The sequence below is a fragment of the uncultured Gimesia sp. genome (assembly GCF_937919775.1).
Taxonomy (GTDB): Bacteria; Planctomycetota; Planctomycetia; order Planctomycetales; family Planctomycetaceae; genus Gimesia.
In genome coordinates, this window is the sequence record NZ_CALFPF010000029.1 from 1 (window position 1) to 2,540 (window position 2,540).

Here is a 2,540-nt window from a genome sequence, read left to right on the forward strand (position 1 = left end):
ATTTTTACACTATGTATTTACGAACCAAAACGCTTTCGGGACACCCACTAGCTACGACTTTACGGTATAGACATCATTACACTATAAAGTCAGATCAGCAATCGGGAATCGATTTACAGCAGGGAAGGTATGTGGCGGCGCCCTCTCTCGTCACCGGAATCTCAAGGCCCGCAAGGGCGATCCCGACAGTTGAAGCATTTTTAGTACAAGATGCAGGATTTTGAGTCATGAGAAATAATAAATCATTTACATGTGCGATCTGTCACAACACATTTTGTTTTGATGAAGTGATTCCGGCTCCGTTAGTGAGAAAGCCCATTTCAAGGCTCATCAAGAACGAACATCCGGACTGGTCTGATGCGAGTCATATCTGCCGGGCCGATCTGTCCAGATATCGTTCCAAGTATATCCATTCGCTGCTGGAATCGGAAAGAGGCGAACTGTCTCAGCTTGACAAAGAAATTCTGATTGCCCTGCAGAATCATGAGTTGATTTCTTCGAATATCGAAAATGAATTTGCACAAAACTGGACGCCCGGCGAAAAGCTGGCCGACATCATCGCTAACTGGGGTGGAAGCTGGTCCTTCCTGATCGTGTTTGCTCTGTTTATGATCGTCTGGGTAACCATTAATTCGCTGGCCGTTTTCTGGCAACCGGTAGACCCCTATCCCTATATTTTATTAAACCTGTTGCTCTCCTGTCTGGCCGCCATTCAGGTGCCGATTATCATCATGAGTCAGAATCGACAGGAAGCCAATCACTGAACACGCGCCAAGATGATTATCAGATTAATTTAAAAGCGGAATTGGAAATCAAACTGGTCCACGAAAAATTAGACCATATCCTGTCCCGACAATGGGAAAAATTAGTGCAAATTCAGGAAATGCAGATTGAACAACTCTCCGAAATTAATGCCATCATAAAACGCAACCTAACCACACTTCCGCTGTGTTTCACAGAGCCATAGAAATACATCCATTCGCATTTACTTTTTAACAGAGATCGATCAACAAAATCCATGAAAGACAGCAATCCCCGACAAATTATCGGTTGTGAAGAATGGTGTTCCTTTCCGGATCTGGGCCTGCCTGCCATTAAAGCACGCGTCGATTCAGGTGCAAAAACCTCATCCATCCATGCCTTCAACGTACAAAGATTCAGACGACAGGGAGAAACCTGGGTCAGTTTTGAAGTCCATCCGGTTCAGAACAACAGGAGGATTGTTGTCCGCTGTGAAAGACCAATTGTGGATAAGCGGGTGGTCAAAAGTTCGAGCGGGATCACGGAAACGCGTTATGTCATTCTGGCAACTTTGAAGATGGGGATTGAAGCCTGGGAGATCGAACTCACTTTGGCAAATCGGGATTCGATGGGATTCAGAATGCTGTTAGGCCGTGAAGCGATGAGCGGCCGCATGCTGGTTGACCCATCCCTCAGTTTTTGCCTGGGGCAGGTTTCCACTGAGATTCTTGACACGCACTACGGAAAAAGAGAACACGCACGAAGTGGGCTCAAGATTGCTCTCTTAGCCAGTAATCAGGAACTTTACAGTAATCAACGCATCCTGGAAGCAGGTGAAGAACGCGGCCATGAGATGGAGTTCCTGGATATCAAACAATGTTATATGAAACTCGATGCGGTCGAGCCGGAAGCACACTATCGAGGCGGAAAAATTCTAGACGATCTGGATGCGGTCATCACGCGCATTCGCCCCAGAATTACTTACTATGGCTGCGCGCTCACACGCCAGTTCGAAAGCATGGGTGTGATGACGGTCAATTCATCCTCTGCCATTACCCAGTCCCGCGATAAATTGTATTCGCTGCAGTTAATGCTCAAGAACGGCATTAATATCCCCACCACGGGTTTTGCAAACTCACCAATGGATACGAATGATCTGATTGAAATGGTCGGCGGGGCACCGCTGATTGTAAAATTACTGGAAGGCTCTCAAGGGCGAGGCGTGGTGTTAGCAGAAACCAGAAAAGCAGCAGAGAGCGTGATCAACGCGTTCAAAGCACTGCGGGCCAATCTGCTGGTGCAGGAGTTTATCAAGGAAGCAGACGGCAAAGACCTGCGCTGCTTTGTGATTGACGGTAAAGTGGTGGCATCCATTCAACGCGAGGCGGCACCCGGTGAGTTTCGAGCCAACATACACCAGGGGGGAACCGCCTCCACCATAAAGATCACCCCTACCGAACGCAGGCTCGCCGTCAAAGCGACCAGAGTACTCGGTCTGATGATAGCCGGCGTGGACATTATCAGATCGAAAAATGGCCCGCTTTTACTCGAAGTCAACTCTTCCCCTGGTTTAGAAGGAATCGAAGCCGCCACGGGCAAAGACATTGCAGGCATGATCATCTCATGTATTGAGAAAAAACTGGAATGGAAACGCGAACTCAGCGGCAAACGACATAAATAATTAACTGTTCTAGGAGTTCTCTGGAAATTCCGATAAAATGGAGCCCTTCTGATACTGCTTTACATCCGCTGCCGCTGCGCCGCGTCAAACCCGCGATCTCCCATCGCGACCGGGCTTG

At 48.1% G+C, this 2,540-nt stretch carries 1 protein-coding gene and 1 pseudogene; both read left to right on the forward strand.

Features of this window, described 5'->3' with window-relative positions; genetic code table 11:
• The first annotated feature begins 227 nt into the window (after positions 1 to 227).
• A pseudogene (locus Q0294_RS00740) lies at positions 228 to 967 on the forward strand (DUF1003 domain-containing protein).
• A 51-nt stretch (positions 968 to 1,018) separates the two neighbouring features.
• The gene (gene rimK, locus Q0294_RS00745; RefSeq protein ID WP_299459690.1) at positions 1,019 to 2,422 is read left to right on the forward strand and encodes a 30S ribosomal protein S6--L-glutamate ligase; all 1,404 of its coding nucleotides are present in this window, start codon (positions 1,019 to 1,021) and stop codon (positions 2,420 to 2,422) included.
• The last annotated feature ends 118 nt before the right edge of the window (positions 2,423 to 2,540 follow it).